This is a genomic window from Colwellia sp. 12G3 (assembly GCF_002836775.1).
Taxonomy (GTDB): Bacteria; Pseudomonadota; Gammaproteobacteria; order Enterobacterales; family Alteromonadaceae; genus Colwellia.
Window position 1 is genome coordinate 12127 of sequence record NZ_PJAQ01000032.1, and the last position, 24818, is coordinate 36944.

Below are 24818 nucleotides of genomic sequence, written 5' to 3' on the forward strand. Positions count from 1 at the left end.
GGTATATTAAAATACTTAATTTTGAAAATCTTATTCTAAAAATGAAAGTAGCGAGTATTTATGTTTCCTAATTGGCAATTAGTGCTGTTAAGTTTGGCCTATATTGGCTTGTTATTTTTAATTGCCTTTTTGGGTGACAGATACAGGCATCAGTTGGCCAAAAAGGGACAGAGTATTATTTACGCACTGACCTTGGGCGTTTACTGTACCTCTTGGAGTTTCTTAGGCACGACAGGGCAAGCATCAACAAGTTTACTGTCGCATTTACCTATTTATTTAGGTCCTATTTTACTCTTTGTCTTCGCTTGGCCATTTATCCAACGTATTATTCGCGTTAGCTTAAAGCTTCATTTAACCTCCATTGCTGATTTACTGGCAGCTCGGTTTGGTAAGTCACACAACCTCGCTATTATGGTCACTATCGTTGCGCTAGTTGGTACCATGCCTTATATCGCACTACAGCTTAAAGCGATGGTGTATTCGTTTCAGCAACTTCAAATGGATCAAAGCTTAAATAGGTGGCACATAGGGTTAGTTGTTAGTCTCGTTTTAGCGGTGTTTACTGTCTTATTTGGTATTAGGCACATTGATGTTACTGAGCGTCATCCAGGTGTGATGCTGGCTATCGCATTTGAATCATTAGTGAAGTTATTTGCTTTTTTAGCGGTAGGTATTTTTGTTTGTTTTGTATTGTATGATTCACCAGCAGATATCTGGCAACAGGCTAATGCTAACGAATTACTAGAGCAGCAACTGACGGTAGACAATGTAACATCAATGTTTGCCATGCTCGTTATTGTTATGGCAGCGTTCCTGTCTTTGCCGAGACAATTCCAAGTAATGGTTGTTGAGCTTAAAGATCAAAAAGATACTTGGCTTAGCCGTCGAGTGTTCCCATTATACCTCTTAGTTTTTGCCTTTTTTGCTGCGCCACTGGGTTTGGCGGGTCAAATGTTGCTTGGCAATACCGTGCCATCTGATACTTATGTCCTTTTTCTGCCTGATGTTACCGAACAAACCTGGCTGACCTTATTTGCCTTTTTAGGAGCCGTATCTGCAGCAAGTTCAATGGTTATTATTTCTGCGATTGCCTTAAGTACCATGCTGAGTAATGAAATTGTTTTTCCACTACTTTATCGTCGTCAGAAAGTAGCACAAACAGATTATGACAATTTCCGTAAAAGACTTTTAAATATAAGAAAGCTACTGGCTTTATTTGTCATTCTTTTAGGTTATGGTGTTTTCATTATGGCTTCGCCGGATACGCTTTCTTCATTAGGTGAAGTGGCCTTTGGCGCATTCGCACAATTAACACCTGCGCTAATCGCTGCCTTTTATTGGCGTCGCGCCAGTTTAGTGGGCGTTTATGGTGGGATTTTAGTTGGCTTTATACTTTGGCTTACTTTTAACTTTTTACCTCAGTTTGGTTTATATGCTTCGCCTTTTGCAGAAGGTTTTCTACCGGTAAAAACTACAGCCACCTTATTTAGTTTAGGCGCTAACATTATTGTCATGTGGGCCTTGTCTCAAATAAGCAGACAAAGCGTACAAGAGCGGGTTCAAGCGTCATTGTTTTTAGAGTGGCAGTCACCTAAGTTACTAAAAGTAGAGAAAAAAAGACAGCTCGATGTCCGTGAGTTAGAGTTATTAGCTTCGCGTTTTGTCGGTTTAGAAAAAGCGCGAATTAACTTCAATCGCTTTTTATCGTCCCACGATAAAAAAGAATTAGGTAATGTTATTTATAATCAGCAATTACTGCAACATACCGAAAATACCTTAGCAACAGTTATGGGATCATCTTCCGCTAGATTAGTACTGTCTTCTGCATTGGATGGTCGTGATATAGCCCTTGATGAATTAGCGGTACTTGTTGAAGATGCCTCGAGTCAGCGGCAGGAGTTTTCCCAAAATTTACTACAGAGTGCTATTGAAAATGCTAGTGAGGGTATTTCGATTGTCGATGATGAGTTACGACTAGTTGCCTGGAATAAAAAATACTTAGGATTGTTCGAGTATCCCTCTGAGCTGGTGTATGTGGGCAGTCCCATATCAGGGCTTATTCGTCATAATGTACAACGTGGTTTGTGTGGTTCCGGTGATATTGAATCACAGGTCGATCGCCGATTAGACTTCTTACGTAAAGGCAGTCCGCATAGTTCAGAACGCCAACAAGCGAGTGGCCAAACTATTCGTATTGAAGGTAATCCGTTGCCTGGGGGCGGCTTTGTTATGCTATTTTCTGATATCACCGCTTACCGACAAGCTGAGCAAGTTCTGAAAGAAGCAAATCTTGATCTTGAAACCCGTGTTTATGAAAGAACGCTAACTTTAGCCAAAACTAATGAAGCGCTGGCGAAAGCACATGAAAAAGCAGAGCAAGCGCATTTGAAAAAAAGTCAGTATTTAAACGCTTGTAGCCATGATCTCATGCAGCCACTTGAAGCAGCGAGATTATTTACTTCTGCGTTGTCAGAACAAAGTAATTTAACTGCGGTTCAACAAAGGCAAGTCGAAAATATCGATCGCTCTCTTAAAGCGGCGAATGATTTATTAGGGGATTTAGCGGAAATTGCACGCTTAGAAAGTGGCAATATTAAAGCCAATATTCAAGTCTTCGCCCTTAATGATTTATTTGAAGATTTAGCACAAGAATTTGCAGCTCTTGCTATCGAGCAATCTGTAGAGTTTCGCTTGGTGGCCAGTAAAGTTTGGGTCAAATCTGATAGACACCTACTAAGGCGCATCATTCAAAATCTTGTGGGTAATGCCTTTAGATATGCCAGCCCAGGTAAAGTTTTACTGGGCGCTCGAGTATTTAACAACCAAGTAATCATTCAAATTTTAGATAATGGTCCCGGTATTCCTGTTGAGAAACAGGTGCTGGTGTTCGAACAGTTTACCCAGCTTAATACACCGAATAATCATGCAGGTAGAGGATTAGGTTTAGGATTAAATATTACACAAAGTTTGGCTCAGTTATTAGGACATAGCTTAAGTTTGCAATCAAAGGCTATGCAAGGCTGTAAATTTTCTGTGCAAGTTGAACAAGCTGAAGCCTTAGTGCAAACTCGTATTGTTAATAATCCAGGCTTTGTTGTTGCTTTAAAAGATATTACCGTTTTATGTATTGATAATGATCCGGATGTACTCAGTGGTATGGTTGAACTACTTTCGGCATGGCAATGTAATATCCTCGCCGCGGACTCTAGAGAAACAGCTTTGTCGGAGTTTGCTAATCACAGTAATGAAATAGATATATTGTTGGTCGATTATCAATTGGGTTACCGAACAGATAGCCAAGCAGATGATCCGCAAGACAAGCAAGTTGATGGTTTAACGTTAATTAAAGATTTACGTAGCCAGTGTCATCATTCATTACCGGCAATATTAATAACAGCGACAACTGAACCCGGTATTGAGGAAAAGGCCAAAAACTATGATGTCGGTTATATGAGAAAACTTGTTAAACCGGCAGCCTTGAGGGCAATGATGAGTGCCGCGCTGGCTAAAAAACTTCAAGCTGATTACGTTGGTTATAGCTAAATTTTTCTTAAAAAAGGTATGACAACTTAAAGCTGTTACATAATATGTAACAGCTTTTTTAATGCACTGAAACTCAGCTATGTGATATATGTTAGAGAAAGCTAGGGAACTCTAATTACTTTTAGTGTTCTACATTTATCAGAATATAGTTAAAACCTACGATATGGATCTCACTTAATGAAGAAAACTTTGTTGTTTAACAATAGAACCTTGTTTGCGCTACTTGTTACATTCGGCTGTGCCACCTCTTTAACAACGTTAGCGAGCAAGTCGAGTGCTGTTGAGTTTAGTGAAGTGATTATTAGTGCGCCGTATAAGCTCAGCCAAGAAGTTATTGCTGCAGATTTACTACCGACTAAAGGTAAAGAGCTCGTTACCTTTTCTGTGGATGAACAGAGTAATCGTTGGTTAATTATTTATCAGTTAGACCATGAAAAAAATCAGTATGTTTTCGCGGAAAAAACCATAATACCCAAACAATTTTATCGCTTTGACCTAAGTGAAGCGAAAGACGGACAACAACAAAGACTCTATTTTCTTTCTACTGATTCTCTAAGCCTTTATCAAAAAAAACAGTTTAAGTCGCTAGTAAAGATAGAGTCGCTCTATATTCAAGAGCAAGCTGACTTCCTTAGCCGAGGTGATTTTATTCAAGATCTAAATAATGACGCATATGATGACGTTATTATTGCTGACTTTAATAAGACTCATATTTTTATAGGGCAGGGAATGAATAGTTTTGCTAGGCAAACACTGCCGATAAAACCAGAGGTAAGTGTTTTATCAGCAGGCGCGAGTTACAGCCAAACTAAGTTATATTTTAGTGATGTTAACTTTGATGAAAAAACAGATATTCTAGTGATAGGTGACGGTGAAATGATTATTTATCCACAATACGGAAATAGTCAGTTTACTCGCAAACCAATACACTTAGCGATTAATGAAGCCATCAGTGGCACTGATTGGTGGAATAAGCGTGACGAGAGCGGAGAACAATTGGATCAAAGTGATTTGGAATATCGAAAAATAGAAGAACTACGTGATGTAAATGCCGATGGTATTATCGATATGGTGGTGCGTTATACCAAGGCATCAGGTGTACTGGACCGTGTTAATGATTATGAAATATTTCTGGGTAAAAAAAATAAAGATGTTTTAAGTTTTGCAGCACAGGCTGACAGCGTTATTCATGCGGAAGGTACGCTAACGGGTTTAGAATTTGTTGATATTGATAGTGATGACAAACTTGAGATATTACTCGCGGGTTTTGACATCGGTCTGTCACAAATTATCGGAGCCCTAGTTACCGGTGGTATTGACCAAGATGTTTATGTTTTCAAAATGAGTGAACAAGATAAATTTCCAAGCAAGCCAGCGATTAAAAAAGGGGTCGAACTCACCTTTAGCTTAAGTTCAGGGCAAAGCGGCAGTGCGATTGTTAAGTTAGCTGACTTAAATGGAGATGGCTTAAAAGAGTTGGTTTTGTCCGATGATGACGATGAGTTGAAAATATACCTAGGTCAAAAACCGGGTAACAAGAATAAATCATTTAGTAAACGTAGCGTCAGTTACAGTACCGAGTTACCAAAAGATGGCAAGCTGGTCATGGTTGAAGATTTAAATGGTGACGGTAAAGATGATTTGTTAATGAAATTTTCTCGCCTTGATGGTGAAAATAAAGCCAAAGAGTTTAAAGTACTCTTTTCACAGTAAGAGCAAGTTAGTCATACCAAACGAGTAATACTGATTTAGCGAGTTAATAATGAAACAAGCGATTTGTGATTATCATCAAGATGAAGAACATCATTGGGTAGCAGAGTTAGTATGTGGTCACTTTCAGCATGTTAGGCACAAACCACCTTTTATTAATCGGCCTTGGGTGATTTCAAAAAGTGGCCGTCAAGGTATGTTAGGTCAGCTGTTAAAATGTAAAAAGTGTGATGAGGGCGCACCAAAAGATATACCTTAATACTCTCCCACAGAGTAATAAGTATTCTTACTGAAATGGTCGAAAAGGCAGAGAATAGCAAAGGTTTCTAGTTCTTTCTTGTTCATAGTCTACCTAATGTCTGTTTCAAGCTCATTCCTGCCGTTGGTATTCTATCGCTAGGTGTCTTTGAACCTAACAAAGTCGTTAGCTAACATTCACCTTAGCTGCAAGAACTATTTCTTGATGATAAATATTTTGTCAATACCTGTTAAGTATAAATTCGAACTAAGCCACCAAAATTGAAACTTAGCACTAAAGGGCTTTGATTCTTATGTAGTTAAATAGAGCTAATTTCAACGGCATATAATTCCTGATTAATGGCAACATGTTAAAGGTAATAAACACATCTGACCTTTATTTACATATTACATATTTCTATATGAATATAATAACTAAATGAACCATAAACATAAAACTTACCTATACTAGCTGCTCATAGACATGATGGATAAGTATTAAAAAAGGAATTTATTTTGTTGTTTAAATATTCAGTATTTTTGTTTTGTTTAACTTCAGTGCTTTCTTGTGGGGGGGGAGGAGAACCAACCAATACGATAATACCGACGACAATGAATATACTTCCAGCAGCCGACGCGGGTATTGACCAGCTAGTCGATGAACAAACTAGTGTTATTCTGACAGGAACAGGCAATGACAGTGATGGCAGCATTGCCAGTTATGCTTGGAATCAAACTAGCGGAACCAGCGTCACTTTAACGAATACCAAAAATGCCAGCACCAGTTTTACCGCGCCAACATTAACTGCTGTAGAAGCACTCACTTTTACGTTGACCGTAACCGATAATGAAGGTGCTATCGCCAGTGATAGTGTACTTATTACTGTTAATCCCGTTAATACAGCGCCTGCAGCAAATGCGGGGATTGACCAGCTAGTCGATGAACAAACTAGCGTCACCCTGATGGGCTCAGGTAGCGACAGTGATGGCCGTATTGCCAGTTATGCTTGGAATCAAACTAGCGGGATCAACGTCACTTTAACGAATGCCAACAATGCCAGGACCAGTTTTACCGCGCCTGATGTTACCACCATCGAAGTATTTACATTTGAATTGACCGCCACCGACAATGAAGAAATGACGGCAAATGATACCGTTGATATTACTGTTAGTCCGATAATTGAAGTAACTGGCGTTCAAGCCATTTCGACGAATTATAACTTCTGGTGTTCATCAAACACCGAAGCCGTTGCTTGGTTTGATGACTCTATTGCTATTGTCATTGAAGGTAACGATGCATTGGCATTTGATCATGCGACTATGACGCGAATGGTTGAATTTTTTCATAGGTTATATGATAAATATGAATCAATTACAGGGTTAACAAACCTCCCTTTAGATACACCATGGCAAGATCACATCACGATTCAAATTCCATTGGATAATTGTGGGGCTGGCGGGCTAGCAAATCATGGAGTGCGCGGTATTTCAGTTGGAAGAGGATTTTTTGACGAGCAATACGACATATTGTTAAGCGGGCAAGAACGCTACCATCAGGTGTTTTTTTATGAATCTAATCGTAACTTTTGGCCACCATACTTTAATGAATCTTTCGACTGGGCAATGGATGATGAACCCATGAACTGGGGATGGTGGACTGTTGGTATGAATAATGCCATGGCAGTTATGATGTCAGACATATTAGATGTTGAACTTGAATATTTTGGTCAAGATTCAATGTGGTTTAGAGATCGTATGGTAGCAAATTTTAAAACCTATAAGAGTAACTCAAGCTACAATTTCGACTATGGTTGGCGACAGGAGTACATGCCATGGAATACCAATGAAAGTATTAATGACCTTATGTCGGGTTTGATCATCCATTCGTATGAAACATGGGGCGGTGAAACGTGGCTTACAAACTTTTATCAAGCCATTGGAACAGTAGTACCCCGTTCAAATGTTTTTACCTACCAGGAGTGTCGAGATAATATTTATCGCATATGGAGCGACGCTGCAGAAGTCGATTTATTGAGCTTTTTTGTCGACGAACTGCGCTGGGATATTACGAGCGATAGCGATGCCTCTGCTCCCATTTTGCTACAATATAGCTTAGCTGACGTATTAGCTGGAGGAAACGGTAGTTTTCCGGGCACGGGAAGTTCGGGCACCAGTGTGGTCGTATCCTTAAATCAACAAGACTTTTCAGCTAGATACGGAATTGTTGACGGTGCATTTGTGCCTCAAAAGGATGGCGAAACCGTGGTGTCGACCTCAGGTATTACCTTTGATTTCTCTGCCAAAACGGGAATATCCCAACATGATGGGATCCCCAGTAAAGGTCCTTATCGTCATAGTGACCCATCCCTACAATCTCATAATTTAGGCACTAATCCAAACTATAGTGGCGACCCCGACAATCATGCTTTTATTGATATGCACGCCACCGTTGGACTGACTTACAACTTGGACAAAATTCGTCTGAGTTATAACAATGGCGCTGCCATAACTAAATTTACAGCTCGATTTGGTAGTGCCACGGGGGCAAAAATAAACTACTGGGTACTACTTGATGGCGCAGAAGTTCATTATGGAGAACTTTTGTCAGGAAACCATGAAGTACAAGACGTCGATATTAACCTAACCGATGACAATGCTTATCTCACGCTGGTTATTGCAGACGCCAATACGGGCACTATTAACAATGCTCATGGTTATATTGGCGACCCAATATTACATAGTACGGGTTTACCAACAGATACCGCGGCAGTTCCAACCAATCCTATAGATAAAGCTACTTCTGCATTAGCGTGGCAAACATTGAACTGGAACTATGGCCTTGGAGTAGAAAATTATGATATTTATCTGTGGAAAGAGGCACTCCCGCAACCTAGCCTCCCAAGTTATAGTGTAAGTACTACTGAACTAATTCCTTATGAATACTTGGCGTTTGGAGAAAAATATAACTGGAAAATCATTTCAAATTTAAGTGATACATCACTGAACAGCCCTGTTTATTCTTTTATGGTACAGCCGGAAAATGTACAGACTGACCCAATTTATAATATCTCACCCGCGGCACAAGCAGAGCGCACCGCTTTATATACCCTCAATGGTATTAATCAAATAACGGGTGTTGATAGTTACATAACATCTGGCATGAGAATAGGTTTCTACGGTGATTCAAATACCGACGTTATTGTTTGGCAGCAATCTTTGGTTGATGCATTGTCAATACAGGGAGCAACGTCACTAAATCGAGGTATTAATGGTGCTGATATTCAGGAGTTGTGGGAGGGAATTAGAAGTTATGACGCTGGCGGTGGCTTAACTGAGCCTGAGCCTTTTGCTGATCAGATAGTGACTGACGATGTTGATGTGGCGATAATATATATTGGGATCAATGATGTCTTAAATAATAATCCCAATACGTCAACGGCTAGTTATAAGAGTTATCTCAATTTAATCGTTCAAGCCTGTATAACCAGTAACATCAAAGTCGTTTTAGTTGCAGCAACCACTTATAATGAAAAACCCGATGGCTCTAATCTTTATGACGATCAGCTTGATGAATATCAAACGGCGGCTGAAGAAGTTGCTTTGAGTTCTGGTGTCACTTTTGTTCCCGCACGAACCCATTTTTTGAACTACCTTAAAAACAATAATGTCAGTGTACAAGAAGATGGCAATATTATCTTTCCCTATCAAACAGGCATATTAAACTCAGACGTTGTTCATCATAATGAAGCAGGAAAGTTATTTCTAAGTGACTTAGTCGCTGATGGATTACAAAGATCGCTAGTACCATGATGATTTGTTACGTGCTTAACTTAATAATTAACAAGAGTTTTAGTAATTAAAATGATGTATTTATATTCTCAATTATTTCCTAGAATAAAGTAGTGAACTCATAAGGGAATTTGCAGTTGGCGTTTTAACTTCGATGGCATAATGTCTCCCATCCAAATAGTTTAATTTAGACTCCTATTTTGCTAAGTATGAGTCAAGTTACACAAGTTCACATGGTCACGCTTCCTTTTCGATATTTAATCTTCGTAATAAATGCTGTGATATAAAGGTTAAAGGAGTGGCAATAGTTACGGGCTATCAATAAATTGATTCTGCCACCTATAATACTTGCTTATGTTTCTTTCGATAAACTAGACCTAAATCTCCTCTAGTGACTGTTATGCCTAAACCTCATTCACAACAAATCAGTTTATTAGATACGCCTTGTTATCATATTTGTAGCCGTAGCGTAATAAAAGCGCATTTGTGCGGTGTTGATAATGACACTGGGGTAGTTTTGAGCAAAGACCTGCAGGTATTGCCCCCAACACCAAAACAATCAAGTTTTACCAGTATTTAACATATAATAAAGCAGCGATAGCAAGTGTTAAATCGACTACTTTATTACCCTCTCAGAATAACCTTAGTGACAGTTTCCTTATAATGTACTTGCTTTTGACCACATAGCATCAGCCGCTTGGTATTGTCCTTGTTGGCTGTGAACATGCGCTAATGCTTGCAAATCCTGACGATCATATTGCTTACCGTATTCCTCATCTTCTAGCTTTATTAGGCTACCAAAGGCTTTTTCTGCCATTGAGTACTGTCCACTTTTCAATGCTAAATGTCCTAAACAACTAAGCCATTTACCATTATGGACATTCTTATGAAGTTGTTTCTGTACTATCGCAATTAACTCATCTGCGTGCTTAATTGGTAGATTACGAATTTGCTTTAAAAAGTCACTACTAGGCGACTTTTTAAAAAGCGGTACCAATAACTTATTTAGCGGCTCGATGACTTCGTTTTCAGCTAATACTCTACAGTAAGCAAATAACACCGCCTCTCGTTGTTTAACTTTACGGCTAAGTCCATTCCAATTATCGTGTAATGTATTGCTATCATGCTGCTTGATGCACTCATCAAAGCTTCCGTAATAGGCGAGTTGTTCCCAAACTTGAACCGTTTCATCGGTAATCGTTTTTTCTTTGCGTGCTGCAGTTAAGTAGTGTACTGCTTGGGCAAAGCGTTGTTCAATGATGCATAAATCAATTTCAAGTGCCAATAAACGAGCGTCATGGCCAATTTGTTTATGATTTTCATCAATTAGCGCACGTGCTTTAGCGTAGGTTTCAGCCTTATCTTGGTTCATTAACAGTTTAATATTAACAATGACACTTTCTAAACCTACGTCTTTGAGTTTAATGGTTTCTTTTTCAAGTAAGGCTAAATAATGATTGGTGTTACTGTTTAGGTCTAATTTTGCAGAGGCAGATGCCGCAAGCAAGTAAGCACTTTGTTTTCTTTTTGATGGAATAGCACTTTTAGCGAATAATTCTTCTGCTTGGCTATAATCCTCGAGCATATAAGCAGCAAGTCCTTTATTGAAGTTGGCAATACCACGACGCTGTCCGGCGAAAGCGAGTTTGTTCCAAGTACCAAAACTAAAATTTAAGCCGCCACGTAATAGCTTTAGGCTAATAATGAGCGCAATGAATAGTAGTGTTAACATGATTCCGGCAGATAAGACGGTCAATTCTATGGTGGTGTTGCCCATTGCAATGAGGATGTAGCCTTTTTCATCAATTAAAAAAGGACTGACAGCCATCACAAAGAGAAAGATAATCAAGGCGATAATAATGCGGATCATAACTGACCTCCACTCGCTTCTTCATTTTCAGTTTGTGGCATGTCTTTCGGTGTTGACGTTTGTTTAATATTTTGGTCAATAATCGGCTGTTCAACTTGCTCAGTTTTGTTGCTTTCTACTTTGTTACCTTGATGTTGTGTGCCTTGCTGGGTATCTTGAAGCAAACGCTTTATGGCTGCTAATGAACGTAAATCACTTGGATAATCATAATTAATGGTTTGTTTTTTTAGTTGCTCTATCGCATCATAGAAGCGCTTATTTACCGGTAAGCTCATATCAAAAAATTCATTTAGCCATTGTTGAATATCAAGTAAGGTTTGCTGGTAAATGGTTTCTTTTTGTTCACTCGCAGCCCATTGAACAAGTTGTATTTTCAAACTTAAATTCTGCTTTAAATGTTGCTGTTGGTCTGGTGCCATTAAAGGCTCAACCATGCCTGTTCTTCTGCGAACAGTGATAAAGTCTTTAAGAAATTTATGCCAGGTTTTTGCTAAGTTTTCTTGCCAGTCACCAATATTATCAGACAGCACAAAGTCTTCTTTTGTTTTATCGAGTGCTTCAGCTAAATTAACACCGGCTAACGCTAACGTTGGCACTTGTTTGTTCAGTGCCATCAAGGTCAAAATGGCTTCTTGATTTGTCAGCGTTGGCATTAATGCCAAGTTTTCAATATCTTCATTAATTAATGCCCGTACAGGTAAAAATTTAGGATGGTTTAATTCTTTAAGGCGATTATCTGCATCACGCAATAAGTTGATGGCAGCTTTAGTATCTCGCTCTAACCACATAGTGCGCGCAGCAACACGAACAAGGTATTCGGCTTCGTGTATTAACCAATCGCTAGGCTGGCGTTGACTTACTTGCTGGTCTAACTGGCTTATTTGAGCCGTTAATCGTTGTATTTGAGTATCACTATCAAGATGTTTTTGCTGAGCGTTCTGTTGCGATTCACTTGTTGCTCTATGCTGCTGTTGCAGCTGTCGGTTAAATTCAGCCGTTAAGTTGCTTTTTAGCTGCGCTTGGCTTTGTTGTATTGCTTGCTGATTTTGTTGGCTCAGCATTAAAAGTTGCGCGCCAGTTTGTTGCTGTTGCCAAACGTAATGGCCAATAGAAGCGAAAATACTCACTGATGCTATCACCAGTGCAATAGTTGCGGTTTTATTAGAAGATTTTTCAGCCGTTACACGCGTGTTTGACGGGGAAGGTTGCTTCGCTACCGTTTTATTAACCGCTGTATTTGGGGTATTAGATGCTGAGCTTACTTTGGCATTACTATCAGATGATAGTGTAGCGGTCTCTTTTTTCTCGGTGTCACTTTTATCCGATAATTTGCTTTTAGAGACTTCGTTATCCGACATTATTTTATATTCCATCGTTATTTACTTTAGTTATCTGCTTTAGCTCTTACTTTATAAAGGGGGCTTACGAACAAGAGAGTGCTTGCAACGTATTACAGAGTATTTTTGATCTAGCGCTATGAGTTTTTATTACCCGTGTTAAGCCTAAAGCTTTGGCATTTTCTTCAATTCGCTCACTGACCACTACCCACAGACATTGTGATTGCCAATAATTATCTGTGTTATCAGTTGCACTGGTTAGGCATTCTACTAATGCTACTAATATATCGTTACTGGTAACGACAATACAGTTAATTTGTTGTGCTCGCCATTGCTCAGCGATATTTATCGCTAATGTTCGCCATACACGTTGGTAACTTTCGACATAACTTACTAGGGCACCGCGTTGGATTAAACTGTTTGCAATATGCTCTCGTCCACCATTACCTCGAAATATGACTACTTTTTTACCTGTTACGTTCACCAATTGTGGCAGTTTAAGTAAACCTTCACTGTGCTCTTGCTCTGGAGGAGGCGATATCGCTGTAGTAATACCTAGTGTCTGTAATGCTTGTTTGGTGGCATTACCGACAGCAAAAATGGTTTGAGGTAAATTATTTTGTAGCGGGTAGCTGGCGTGTGTAAATTCAACGGCGGCAGCGCTAACAAAGATAAGAATGTCGGCATGTTCTAGCGCTATGGCTATGTTGTGTGCGCTGGCGTTACTTTGGTAATCGAATAGTGCTTGACTAGTATTGGCTATGCCTTGTTGATCAAGTAACAAGGCAAGTTGCTGAGCTTTAGCTTTAGGGCGGGTAATTAAAACCCTAAGTGGTTTACCTGGCATAAGTAAAGCCGACCCCTTTGTAGGTGTCTCAAGAGGAATCACTTGAGACGTTTTTTCGGTTAATTTAGTTGTTTTCGGCATTATTCACTGAATAAACCTGTTTTAATATTTTATCGGCACCTCGGCTGAGTAACTCTTGCGCGAGCTTATGTCCTAGTGCTTCACCTTCTTCAACAGGACCGGTGATTTCACTTTCGATCATTTCACTACCATCAACAGCGCCAACTAAACCGCGCAAATGAATGTTTTTTCCGTCAGCAGAAATCACACCATAGCTACCGATAGGCACCTGACAACCACCTTCAAGGGCTTTATTCATCGCACGCTCTGCTAGAACACGAATACGGGTAGTATTACATTCTAATGGTGCTAATAACGCCTTAACTTTTTCGTCATCATTACGACACTCAATGCCAACCGCACCTTGGCCATTTGCAGGCAACATTTCTTCTGGTTCGATAAATTGTGCAATACGTTCACTCATTTCTAAGCGAATAAGGCCTGCAGCAGCCAAGATGATGGCGTCGTATTCGCCTTCATCTAATTTTCTTAAGCGAGTATTTACATTGCCACGTAAATCACGAATATCAAGGTCTGGACGACTTGCTTTTAATTGACATTGACGGCGTAAGCTTGATGTACCCACTATGGCGCCTTGAGGTAAATCGCTTAATGATTTGATGGAATTAGAAACAAAGGCGTCACGGGGATCTTCACGAGGACAAATAACTTCTAATCCTAAACCTTCAGGGAAATCTACCGGCACATCTTTCATTGAATGAACAGCAATGTCAGCACGGTCTTCAAGCATCGCAACTTCAAGCTCTTTAACAAATAAACCTTTACCACCGACTTTAGCTAAAGGCGTGTCTAAAATGATATCGCCTTTCGTTGTCATCGGAACTAATACAACGTTTATGCCGTCATGAAAATGCTCAAGTTGTGCTTTCACATATTCAGCTTGCCATAAGGCGAGGGCGCTTTTACGTGTGGCAATTCGTACTGTCGTGTTATTCATTCGCTTTTTCCAAATATATAGTTATTACTGCGCTGAAAGTGTTAATTCAGTTTCAGCCTGTATGCTAACTGCGTTTGATAAAAACTGCCAAAATTCATCGCCACTGCGCTTGTCTGTCCAACTATCGTTGTTCAAGACAAAATGGTGGCCGTTAAACTTTGTTGCTACCCATATTTCCTGTAAGGGTGCTTGCTTGTTTATAATCACTTTGCTGTTATTTTTAAAAGTCAGCGTTAATAATCCGCCCACTCCTTCGTAATCTATGTCGACACCAGAATCTTCAATCGCCTCTTCTATAGCGAGAAGAAGCTCTTCAGCGATTAAGTTGTATTGGCTATCGGTCATTGCCTATCCTTTAAATATCATTATTTGTCTAAGTGAGTATTATTGTTGATAAGCATGTGAGTATAATAGCAATCAGACAAAATAAATATAGATATAGAGTGGTTAAGTTAAGCTAAAAAGCTTGATTTAAACGACTTTCATGGCAAAAAAACCATCATGCGTACCAATAGACTTCATTACCTACATAAAAAATTCAACTTTAAATCGATTTTACTGACTTTTGTCGCCGTCATTTTTCTATCTGCTTGTGGTATTAAAGGTGATTTATACCAAACACCTGAAGAAGCGGTTACAGCAAAAGATAAAGTGGTCGAGCAGGCTGATGAAAGCGAAAAGGCAAGTGTGAAAGAAAGCGTTGAGTCACAAGAGTCAGCAATGATAACGATTGATGAGTCGGAAAAACAGCAAACAGTTCAACAATCAACTGAGCAAACGACTACCCCCTCAGTTAAGCAGCCAACAGGCCAAGTTAAAGAGCAACAATAATGTTAGTCAATTTTTCTAAAATGCATGGTTTAGGTAATGACTTTTTAGTGCTTGATAATGTCACGCAAAATGTTTTTTTATCGCCAGAATTAATCACTAAATTTGCCAACAGAAACTTCGGCGTGGGCTTTGACCAGTTGCTAGTTGTTGAGCCACCTTATGATCCTGATTTAGACTTTCATTACCGTATTTATAATGCTGACGGTAGTGAGGTAGGACAATGTGGCAACGGTGCTCGTTGTTTTGCAAAATTTGTCCGTATGAAAGGTTTATGTAATAAACACAAGATTAAAGTTTCAACTAGCACAGGTAAAATGAATTTACACATCGAGCGTGATGGTAATATTTCAGTCACTATGCCAGTGCCACAATTTGAACCAAAAAAAATACCGTTTAGCGCACAAAAAATGGAAGGTACTTATATTCTGCGTAGTGAAAGTGAAACTGTTTTATGTGGTGTTGTCTCAATGGGTAATCCCCACTGTGTCGTTACCGTAGATAGTGTTGTTGAAGCGGATGTTGAATCACTTGGGCAAGAATTATCTATACATGAACGTTTCCCTGAAGATGCTAATGTCGGTTTTATGGAAATTGTTAGCCCTAATTATATCAAATTAAGAGTGTATGAGCGTGGTGCAGCAGAAACGTTAGCTTGTGGTAGCGGTGCCTGTGCAGCTGTTGTTATTGGTTACATGCAGAAAAAACTAGCTAAGCAAGTTACTGTTGAATTACCCGGTGGAAAGTTACGTATATTTTGGCAAGGACCGGGTCATCCCGTGAAAATGTCTGGACCGGCAACACATGTGTTTGATGGCCAAATATCCATATGATACTAATCCCAATAACTATGTGATCATTTCTACTTGCTAAAATTACCAACTACTTCGTTATTTATTTAAGAATTAGAATAACTAGTTCTTAAAATAAATGCCTTGTACTTGGAAGTTTTATCTACGTATAAAGTAGATCACCTAATTAATGGAACTAGTATAAACCGCTACTTTCCCAATCCACTATTAGCGACGACACCCAATGAAAGAAGAAATTAGCAAAATGAATGATGTACAACTAGGTATTAATAGTGAAGATATTCCATTAACGGATGAGTTAGTGGTAAGTTACTTACAAGATAATCCTGAATTTTTTAATCGTAATAATAGTCTCATGACTAGCTTACGCTTAACGGATGAGCAACGAGGTACGGTTTCTTTAGTAGAGCGTCAACAGCAACAACTTCGCCATAAAGTCCATGGGTTAGAAGATGAAATTACTCAGTTAATGTCGGTAGCTAACCATAATGAGCAATTGTTTGTACTTTATAGTGACCTCTATTTACGCTTACTAGATTGTTTATCAGCGGAAGAGTTACTCGATTGTTTGCATCAAGCGACCACTGAATTGTTATCTTTATCGTCGTTTAAGTTATGGCTAATTCCGACAAACAATATTGAAGTCACGCACCATAGTTTATCAACAAATGATTGTGCGGGTGTGATGCAAAATCGCTTAACGAATGATGAATATTATTTTGGGCGCTTGCAAGAAAGTGAACAAACACTGATTTTTTCCAAACCATGCTCAGGTTCAGTTGTATTGATTAAGCTAACCCATGATGAACAAGCGGTAGGGTTTTTAGCGATTGGTAGCGAAGATGCTCATCACTTTGATCCGCGTATGGATACCTTGTTACTTAATCAATTTAAGCGTTTAGTGGCTAAATTATTACATCAACAGATAACACGGTAATAACTCCACGCTATTAAGCCGCTGATTCGGATAAGCTAAATTATTACATCTACAGTTGGCATTGTAAGTACTTTCAAGGTTAGGCAATACTATGCAAATCTACCGACGTTTAACAAAGATTAAAGCCATCAGTTTTGATTTAGATGACACCTTATATAACAATCGTCCGGTAATGCTGGCGATTGAAAAAAAGATGGTGAATTACTTTGCAGAAAAGTTTGCCACTTTGTTACCTAAGTTATTATCTGAGCCAAAGCCGATTTTTAACCGACGTTTTTGGGCGCCATATCGCCAGCAAGCGATTAAAGCGCATCAGGATATTTCTCACGATGTGGTAAGACTGCGTTTTGAAAGTTATCGTTTAGGTTTGCTAGCGCATAGTCTCTCTGCAGAAATGGCGACAAAAGAAGCACAAGCAGGCTTAGATTACTTTATTAGCTTACGCAGTGACTTTAGCGTACCCAAAGCAAGTCATGATCTATTAGCCAGTTTAAGCAAAGTCTTTCCTTTGGTGGCAATCAGTAATGGTAATGTAAATACCAAAGCTTTGGGCATTGATCATTATTTCCAACACATTTACCATGCTGGTTTTCAAGCAGGTAATTATCATGGTGAAAGTGAGCATTTACTCAGGCAAAAGCCCGAAGCAGATATGTTTACTTTGGTGTGTGAGCAGTTAGCTATTCCTGCAGAGCAGTTATTGCATGTCGGCGATTGTGGTTTTGCTGATATCCATGGTGCGTTAAATGCGGGTTGCCAAACAGCTTGGTTACCGCAATACGGTGTTGGTAAACAATTACAACAAATCCCTCACCTTGAATTAGTTCAAGTTAGTGATCTGTCACACCTGCTACCTTAATCTAACTGAGTTTTATTAGGTTAAATAAGATGGTAAGCTTCTGTTTTATATAGCATTGGAAGAATGATTGTAAACCCTGTTCCTTGCGTACTTGGTTCTGTGTAAGTAATGCTACCTAGTAGCTTTTGTGTGACTTGGTTGTAGATAATAGGCATACCTAATCCGGTACAGCTGCTATTTCGCTTAGTGGTATAAAATAGCTCAAATATTTTTTTCTTACCTTCATCACTTAAACCTAAGCCATTATCAAAGTAATCAATAATTAACTGATCATTAGTGGCGCTAACGCGTATGGTAATGCAGGGAGAGTTAATGCCATTGAACGCATGTGTGAGTGAGTTTTCAATCAATTGCGTTAACACATCAATAATGACGTCTTTATAACTCTTAATCATTACTTCATCAATAAAGACCAAAGCTAGTTGTGTGTTGTGCTCTTTTAGCACTGATTGATAGGAATCACTGAGTGATTTAATCAATTTATTAGGGGAAAATTTTTGTGGTTGGCTAGGTACGTTGTATGTCGACAAAGATTTAAAGCTTTTAATAAGCTGAATCGATTTATCTAAACTGCTACCCAATAGTTGGACTGCTAACCTGCATGACTCCTCACTACGCTTTAATTCAGTACGTGTTAATTGCTGAGACTTTATTTTTTCAAAGACTGTTTCTATTTCATCTTCTATTTGGCTCATGGACGTAACCATAATGCCTAAAGGGGTGTTTAGTTCATGAGCAACCCCCGTCACTAAACCAACCATAGAAACCATTTTTTCTGAAGCAATAAGTTTTTCTTGGGTGTTTTTCAAACTCGTTAAGGTTAACTCAAGCTCTTTATTTGAAGCAGCTAATGCTTGTGTTCTATCCGATACTTTATCTTCTAAACTCAAGTTCAATTGGTTGAGTTGTTGTGTTTTATCGGTGACATTTATTTTATACCGTTGAAAGCGGTGTTTGATGTTATTGGAAAAGGCGAGCGATATTAGGAATAACATCAGTGAGGTTGTTGCCCCTAGCGCTAGCGTTTGTATTAGCTTTAACTGGTTCTTTTTATTTAAAGCAATTTTCTTGGATAGTACTACATTCTCAATATCATCTAAGTAGGCTCCAGAGCCAATAGCCCAATGCCAATCTTCAAAGCCTTTGATGAATGATGTTTTTCTCGCAGGTAAGCCGGTACTTGGTTTAATGGTGCCTATGTAGGATAAGTAATCTTCGCCGCGTTGGGCTGCTTTGATGATTTCTTGCGTAATCAAAAAACCATTGTTGTCGATCAGGTCCAGTCTATTTTTACCTATGTGTTGTTTTTCAATATGGTTGAGGTAAGTTCCTTCTTCATTGACCACAAAAATATAACCATCTTTACCGTATCTAACTCGACTAATACGCGCTAATATTTCTTTTTTTAGCTCATCTTCATAATCGAGTACATAGTCGCCAGTACCAATAAACCAGTCAAAAGGTGCGAAGTACTTACTGTAACCAATTTTTTCATATTCAGTTTCAGTGTCTGCTGGTTTTTTCCACCACCATCGAAAGAAACCTTCTCCTACCGAAGTGGCAATATTACTGAGATTTCGAATCACATAACTGCCTTTTACATCCTTAAAATCCCATATATTGGTGTTTTGCAGATGTGGCAAAATAGGATGCATGACAGATAAACCATCGCTTTGATAAACGAAGAAATAACCACGGCCTTTATTAAAACGAATATCTCTGAGTGCATCACTGATGAGTAACTTTATTTCGACGGCACTTTTATCTTGGTTATTTCTATAGATAGAGCTGGCGATAGCATGCGCTTCTCGTACTCTTTCTTGGAGGCTGTCCTTTATTTTCTGAATGGATTGGGCTTTTTCATTTTTAATAAGATCATGAACTTTTAATACTTCATTTTTAATAAGTAGGGTTCTTTCAAGGATAGAGTCCGCTCTTATTCTGTCAACTTCACTATTAAAATGACTGTTGTTATTTTTAAAGATTAAAGCAATGGCAATGAGTGAAAGCACTAAAATAAACAGCGGAGCCAACTTCACTGTACGCAAAATATTTATTTCGTCTTTATTGAGCATAAATTTTCTCAAGGCTAAGTACTGATGGCAGAAGAGGGCTTGCTGGGAAATTGATCATAGATTGTGAAGGTGAACCAAAAATAGAATCGGTATTATGCCGTTACTTTATAAGCTTATTATCCTTTAGTATTATTACATTCATTCCGTGAATAGTAAAAGTCAGTGTAGCGAGTTTGAGGAATAGTAGCGAGTAATATTATGCTCACGGCTTTCGTTTGTTTAATAAAGTGCCGCTAAGTATATCGAATGAATCACTGTAAAAATAAACAGCAAAGCACAACACCTAGCTATAAATGGTGGTATACTTTTGATTTTTATTTAGCACTATTATCAGCCTAACCTAGCTAATGCCACTTCAATAAAGGTTTTAACCCTATGGACGTTTCAGAATTACTCGACTCTCTTAATGATAAACAACGTGACGTTGTTGCTGCCCCAAAGCAAAATATGCTTATTTTGGCTGGCGCAGGCAGTGGTAAAACTCGAGTGTTAGTGCAACGTATCGCCTGGTTAATGCAAGTTGAGGGCGCTTCTTCGCACAGCATTTTGGCAGTAACTTTTACCAATAAAGCCGCAGCAGAGATGCGTGCTCGTGTAGAGCAAGTGACGAATGGTAATACTCACGGTATGTGGATAGGTACTTTTCATGGTTTAGCGCATCGGTTATTAAGAATGCACTTCCAAGAAGCTAATTTACCGCAAAGCTTTCAAGTATTAGATAGCGATGATCAATTACGTCTAATCAAACGAATCGTTAGGTCGCTCGAACTTGATGAAAAAAAATGGCCACCAAAGCAATTTGTTTGGTATATCAATGGCAAAAAAGATGAAGGTCTTCGCCCTCAGCATATTGATGCTCAGTTCGACCCGACTGAAGAGTTGTTTGTTAAAGTTTATAAAGCCTACCAAGAAACCTGTGATCGTTCAGGCTTAGTTGATTTCGCCGAATTGTTATTACGTGCGCATGAATTGTGGTTAAAAAATCCAGCCTTATTAGATCATTATCAACAACGCTTTGGTCATATTTTAGTGGATGAGTTTCAAGATACCAACGCGATTCAATATGCATGGCTTACTATGTTGGGTAAAGCCCGTAGCAAGGTAATGATTGTCGGTGATGACGATCAGTCTATTTATGGCTGGCGCGGTGCCAAGATAGAAAACATCGAACGCTTTCTAAAAGAGTATGATGATGCGCAAACTATTCGCCTTGAGCAAAATTACCGATCAACCGCTAATATTTTGAAATCAGCTAACCAGTTAATTGGCAACAATACTAACCGTATGGGTAAAGAATTGTGGACCGATGGTGAAGCGGGCGAAAAAATATCAATTTATACTGCTTTTAATGAAATTGATGAAGCACGCTTTATCGCGGGTCGCATAAAACAATGGCGCGACGATGGCGGTAAATTGGATGAAGTAGCGATATTGTATCGTTCAAATGCTCAATCACGTTTACTTGAGGAAGCGTTATTACAAGGGCAATTGCCGTATCGTATTTATGGCGGACAAAGATTCTTCGAGCGACAAGAGATAAAAGACGCGCTGGCTTACATGCGCCTTATAAATAATCGTGATGATGATGCAGCCTTTGAGCGCGTTATCAATACACCTACTCGTGGCATAGGTAATCAAACCTTAGCATTAGTTAGGGATGCAGCGCGGGGTATGGAAGTAACCATGTGGCAAGCTTGTAAGAACATGATACAAGCTGAGCAGTTGAAGGGCAGGGGTGCTAAAACGATTACGGCATTTATGCAACTGATTGAACAACTGGAAGATGACACCGCTAACCTAGATTTAGATCAGCAAGCGAATTTCATCATCAGTCATAGTGGCTTAAAGGCGATGTATCAAGCTGAAAAGGGTGAACGCGCCGCTCAGCGTATAGAAAACTTAAACGAGCTAGTTACGGCTTGTCAAACGTTTGAAAGTGACCCTGAATTAGCGGAAGAACAAACACCGTTAACCGCATTTTTAACTCATGCGGCATTAGAATCAGGTGAATCACAAGCGGATGAGTTTGAAGCTGCGGTTCAGTTAATGACAATGCACTCAGCTAAAGGCCTAGAGTTTCCTTTAGTTTTTATTGCTGGCCTTGAAGAAGGCATGTTCCCATCGCAACAATCGGTAGAAGATATAGGACGTTTAGAAGAAGAGCGCCGTTTGTGTTATGTAGGCATGACAAGGGCAATGGTTAAGCTATACTTATGCCACGCTGAAAGTCGTCGCTTATATGGACAAGAAAAGTTCCATAAAGCCAGCCGCTTTTTACGTGAGTTACCTGAAGATTGTATCGAAGAAATTCGCATGCAGTCGCAAGTGAAACGACCCAGTAAAGTCGGTAAGTTCTCCAATACTTTTACACTAGAAACCTTTGAAAATACTGGTTTTAAGTTGGGGCAACTGGTTAAGCATTCTAAGTTTGGCGAAGGTGTAGTACTTAACTATGAAGGCAGTGGTGCTCAATCACGTATTCAAGTAAATTTTGCTGATGTAGGAAGTAAATGGTTAGTGGTGGAGTATGCCAACTTACAAGCCGTATAACTGAGTCTATATTGGTTAATGAAACGAACAGCCAGAAAATAGTCCATTTAAAATAAAAAGGTGTTGTGATGTCTCAAAGATTATTAGTAGTAGAAGACAGTAAACCGATAGCGACTGTTATCAAACAGATCGCCCGCTCATTAAAATTTGATGTGGTCATTGCCACTGATTTGGCAGAAGTGGAAAATATTTTATCAACAGATACTGATTTTTTTGCGGCTACTATTGATTATGCTTTACCCGATGCTCTCGATGGTGAGGCAATCGCGTGTGTGCTGTCCCATGGTATTCCTAGCATAGTCATGACAGGTAAAATGGATGATGAAACACGACAAAAAATACTATCACAACCAGTCATTGATTATATTCCCAAAGAAAATAGCCAAGCCTTTTTGTATTTAAAGCGTGTTTTGCATTGGCAGCAAACCAATAATAAAAACACCATTTTAGTGGTTGATGACTCATCTTCAGCGCGAAACCATATTGTAGAATTATTAAAACGCCGTAATTTTAATGTGATAACGGCTAATAATGGTGTTCAAGCCTTAGAAAAAATGACTCAACATAAAAGTATTAAAATGGTCATCACTGATTTAGAAATGCCGGAGATGGATGGTATTGCGTTAACCAATGAAATTCGACGCATGTATACCCGAGAACAAGTTGCCGTGATAGGTATTTCAGGTGCGAGTAATGGCATTCATTCAGCGCGTTTTATAAAAAATGGTGCTGATGACTTTTTACGTAAACCTTTTTGCCCAGAAGAATTCTATTGTCGTATTACTCAAAATATTGAAAGTTTGAATAATATTGCCAAAATTCAACATGCAGCGAATACCGATTATTTAACGGATCTTGCTAATCGCCGTGCTTTTATCCGTAGTGCTGAACTACGCGTTAAAGAATATATTAATAAAAAGGTACCTTATTGTTTAGCGATGATAGATATCGATTTTTTTAAGAAAGTAAATGATAGCTATGGTCATGACGTGGGTGATCAAGTATTAAAGGTCGTGGCATTATATATGCGTAAACATTTTGGTGCTGGTCTTACCGCTCGATTGGGCGGAGAAGAGTTTGCCGTTTTACTGCATGGCATAGACCAAGACAACTTATACAATAAGCTAGATGATTTTAGACGAGAAATTGCTGTTTCTACTCTGCCTGCTGGAGCTGAATCTATATCAATAACCTTGAGTATAGGGGTGGTTTTTGATAGCCCAGACGAGTTCTCTAAACAAATGAATGAAGCGGATAATGCCTTATATCTAGCGAAAGAAAATGGTCGTAATCAGGTGGTCATCTTTGGCACAGAATTAGAAGACTAGCTAGTTTCATTGCTAATAAAATAAAAATAGCGCTTTTAAGCGCTATTTTTTTGAACTTAGATAAGCTATTTAAGCACGCTTTTTAAATGAATCCAGACTATAAAGTACTAATGCAGCCCATATGAATACAAAGGTAATTAACTCAGCACTTTTCATGGTTTCTTGATAATAAAAGGTAGCCAATAAAAACATAATACTTGGGCCCAAGTATTGAAAAAATCCTAAGGTCGACAGTGCTAACCGTTTAGCTGCAATAGTAAAAAACAATAGCGGTGCTGTTGTTACTATGCCGGCCATGATCAAAGTAAAGTTCAAGCTAGCGGTATTTATTGCCATATTACTTGTACTGCTTTCGACAAAGAAATACCAATAAATGAGTGCTATAGGCAGCATTAACAGGGATTCAATAAATAATCCGATGAATGAGTTAATAGGGAGTTTCTTTCTAAGTAATCCGTAAATTGCAAAGGTACTGGCTAAAGCAAGTGAGATGATGGGTAAAGTACCTAAAGCAATGAGTTGTACCAATACGCCAAGCAGAGCTAAACCAACGGCTATTAATTGGTTGCGACGTAAGCGCTCATGAAAAAATATCATGCCTAATATCACATTAAATAATGGATTAATGTAATAACCTAAACTGGCATCAAGCAAATGATTGTTGTTTACCGCCCAGATGAACAAAAACCAATTCACCGCAAGAAAGCTAGCCGATAAACACAATTGCAATAATACTTTCGGCTGTTTGAAAACCTCGACTAATTGCGACCACTTCTTCATGACAATGATCATCACCAACAAAAACACCGTTGACCAAATCACTCTATGCATCATTATTTCACCAGGTTCAATGGCGGTGAGTAATTTAAAATAGATTGGTGCAAAACCCCATAACAGGTATGCACTTAATGCACTAAATGCACCGTTACGGCTACTATTGGCTTCAAGCTGATTAGGGGCTGTCGCAGTCATGATTTATTTGTTCAACTGTATTAGGGATGAAAGAGTGTGGATAATAGCATGACATTAAGAGCTTGAAGTATTATAAAGCTAAGGGGGGATTTTTTGCATCGTAAAC

General features: G+C 38.9%; 18 protein-coding genes. 11 read left to right on the forward strand and 7 right to left on the reverse strand.

Translation table 11 applies throughout. The annotated features are described in order from the left end of the window. Positions 1–60: 60 nt before the first annotated feature. From CXF71_RS08950 to CXF71_RS21645, 5 genes are all read left to right on the forward strand, one after another. Entirely contained in the window at positions 61–3543 is a 3483-nt protein-coding gene (locus tag CXF71_RS08950) for a hybrid sensor histidine kinase/response regulator (RefSeq protein WP_101232619.1), read from the forward strand. Between the two features lie 177 nt (positions 3544–3720). Beyond that, complete coding sequence (locus tag CXF71_RS08955; RefSeq protein ID WP_101232620.1) at positions 3721–5256, forward strand: FG-GAP repeat domain-containing protein; 1536 nt, start codon at positions 3721–3723, stop codon at positions 5254–5256. A 49-nt stretch (positions 5257–5305) separates the two neighbouring features. Next, complete coding sequence (locus CXF71_RS08960; RefSeq protein WP_101232621.1) at positions 5306–5512, forward strand: DUF3565 domain-containing protein; 207 nt, start codon at positions 5306–5308, stop codon at positions 5510–5512. Between the two features lie 494 nt (positions 5513–6006). Beyond that, entirely contained in the window at positions 6007–9300 is a 3294-nt protein-coding gene (locus tag CXF71_RS08965) for an SGNH/GDSL hydrolase family protein (protein WP_157826726.1), read from the forward strand. Between the two features lie 379 nt (positions 9301–9679). Continuing rightward, a complete protein-coding gene (locus CXF71_RS21645) occupies positions 9680–9859 on the forward strand; it encodes a hypothetical protein (protein ID WP_232771428.1) in 180 nt (59 codons plus the stop codon). A 78-nt stretch (positions 9860–9937) separates the two neighbouring features. Here the strand turns inward: CXF71_RS21645 and CXF71_RS08975 are convergent, their stop codons facing one another. From CXF71_RS08975 to cyaY, 5 genes are read right to left on the reverse strand one after another with little or no spacing between them, the layout of a single operon-like run. Continuing rightward, positions 9938–11149 carry a heme biosynthesis protein HemY gene (locus CXF71_RS08975; protein WP_101232623.1) on the reverse strand — a complete coding sequence of 404 codons (1212 nt, stop codon included), beginning with the start codon at positions 11147–11149 and terminating at the stop codon, positions 9938–9940. After that, positions 11146–12522: a uroporphyrinogen-III C-methyltransferase gene (locus CXF71_RS08980; protein ID WP_101232624.1), complete on the reverse strand. Its 1377-nt coding sequence runs from the start codon at positions 12520–12522 to the stop codon at positions 11146–11148. The genes CXF71_RS08975 and CXF71_RS08980 overlap by 4 nt, the downstream gene beginning before the upstream one ends. Before the next feature lie 49 nt (positions 12523–12571). Then, positions 12572–13414: a uroporphyrinogen-III synthase gene (locus CXF71_RS08985; RefSeq protein ID WP_101232625.1), complete on the reverse strand. Its 843-nt coding sequence runs from the start codon at positions 13412–13414 to the stop codon at positions 12572–12574. Next, positions 13398–14351 (reverse strand): hydroxymethylbilane synthase, encoded by a 954-nt coding sequence (gene hemC, locus CXF71_RS08990; protein WP_101232626.1) that lies wholly within the window; start codon positions 14349–14351, stop codon positions 13398–13400. The genes CXF71_RS08985 and hemC overlap by 17 nt, the downstream gene beginning before the upstream one ends. 24 nt (positions 14352–14375) lie before the next feature. Further along, complete coding sequence (gene cyaY / locus CXF71_RS08995) at positions 14376–14696, reverse strand: iron donor protein CyaY (RefSeq protein ID WP_101232627.1); 321 nt, start codon at positions 14694–14696, stop codon at positions 14376–14378. A 156-nt stretch (positions 14697–14852) separates the two neighbouring features. Here cyaY and lptM point away from each other — a divergent pair, with 156 nt between their 5' ends. The 4 genes from lptM to CXF71_RS09015 all read left to right on the forward strand — a co-directional run bounded on the left by lptM (position 14853) and on the right by CXF71_RS09015 (position 17787). After that, on the forward strand, positions 14853–15182 hold the full coding sequence (gene lptM / locus CXF71_RS09000; RefSeq protein ID WP_101232628.1) for an LPS translocon maturation chaperone LptM: 330 nt from the start codon (positions 14853–14855) through the stop codon (positions 15180–15182). After that, positions 15182–16012, forward strand: a complete 831-nt coding sequence (gene dapF, locus CXF71_RS09005; protein WP_101227367.1) for a diaminopimelate epimerase — start codon at positions 15182–15184, stop codon at positions 16010–16012. Before lptM ends, dapF begins: the two co-directional genes overlap by 1 nt. Positions 16013–16214: 202 nt before the next feature. Then, the gene (locus CXF71_RS09010) at positions 16215–16928 is read left to right on the forward strand and encodes a DUF484 family protein (RefSeq protein ID WP_232771429.1); all 714 of its coding nucleotides are present in this window, start codon (positions 16215–16217) and stop codon (positions 16926–16928) included. Positions 16929–17019: 91 nt separating this feature from the next. After that, entirely contained in the window at positions 17020–17787 is a 768-nt protein-coding gene (locus CXF71_RS09015) for an HAD-IA family hydrolase (protein WP_101232629.1), read from the forward strand. 20 nt (positions 17788–17807) lie between these two features. On the opposite strand, the gene CXF71_RS09020 is transcribed toward CXF71_RS09015, so the two are convergent. Continuing rightward, a complete protein-coding gene (locus CXF71_RS09020; RefSeq protein ID WP_101232630.1) occupies positions 17808–19862 on the reverse strand; it encodes a sensor histidine kinase in 2055 nt (684 codons plus the stop codon). A gap of 375 nt (positions 19863–20237) precedes the next feature. Here CXF71_RS09020 and uvrD point away from each other — a divergent pair, with 375 nt between their 5' ends. Both uvrD and CXF71_RS09030 read left to right on the forward strand, forming a co-directional pair. After that, complete coding sequence (uvrD, locus tag CXF71_RS09025) at positions 20238–22412, forward strand: DNA helicase II (protein WP_101232631.1); 2175 nt, start codon at positions 20238–20240, stop codon at positions 22410–22412. A gap of 68 nt (positions 22413–22480) precedes the next feature. Next, positions 22481–23740, forward strand: coding sequence for a diguanylate cyclase (locus CXF71_RS09030; protein WP_101232632.1), 1260 nt, complete (start codon positions 22481–22483; stop codon positions 23738–23740). A 69-nt stretch (positions 23741–23809) separates the two neighbouring features. Here the strand turns inward: CXF71_RS09030 and rarD are convergent, their stop codons facing one another. Continuing rightward, positions 23810–24712 carry an EamA family transporter RarD gene (gene rarD / locus CXF71_RS09035; protein WP_101232633.1) on the reverse strand — a complete coding sequence of 301 codons (903 nt, stop codon included), beginning with the start codon at positions 24710–24712 and terminating at the stop codon, positions 23810–23812. Positions 24713–24818: the final 106 nt, after the last annotated feature.